The 359-nt window shown below is 42.1% G+C and carries 1 protein-coding gene; it reads right to left on the bottom strand.

Annotated features, from left to right (window positions below; translation table 11 throughout):
* Positions 1-359: TolC family protein (locus A3766_RS10330; RefSeq protein WP_197479512.1), on the bottom strand; the 359-nt coding region annotated here is incomplete at both ends.

Below are 359 nucleotides of genomic sequence, written 5' to 3'. Positions count from 1 at the left end.
GATCTGGCTGGATTGCTGACCTCGATTGAAAAAGGGGTACTGAACACTCACACCCGCTGAAAAGAAGTCGGCACGAGAAGACCCATCCATATTGTCGCCACTTCTCATGCCGTAGCTTAGCTCCACACCATAAGAGGGCTCCAAAGACTGCTCGGTCAAATTCACTTTGCTTTTTGCAATGTTAATTTTCTGATTTATCAAACGAATTTTTGGATGGTTTTGTAAGGAAGAAACAAGGTCGTTTGATTTAGCCAAAGTCAGTGTTGAAGTATCAAAAGATTCCAATTTCTTTGGCAATTGAGTACTCGTCAGCGTTTCGTTAGCGAGGGTATTAAGGCTATCCAGATTCTTTTGAAAAC

The sequence above is a fragment of the Oleiphilus sp. HI0132 genome (genome assembly GCF_001635845.1).
The sequence above is the reverse complement of the archived record's forward strand: the minus strand, read 5'-3'. Positions and strand labels throughout refer to the sequence as shown.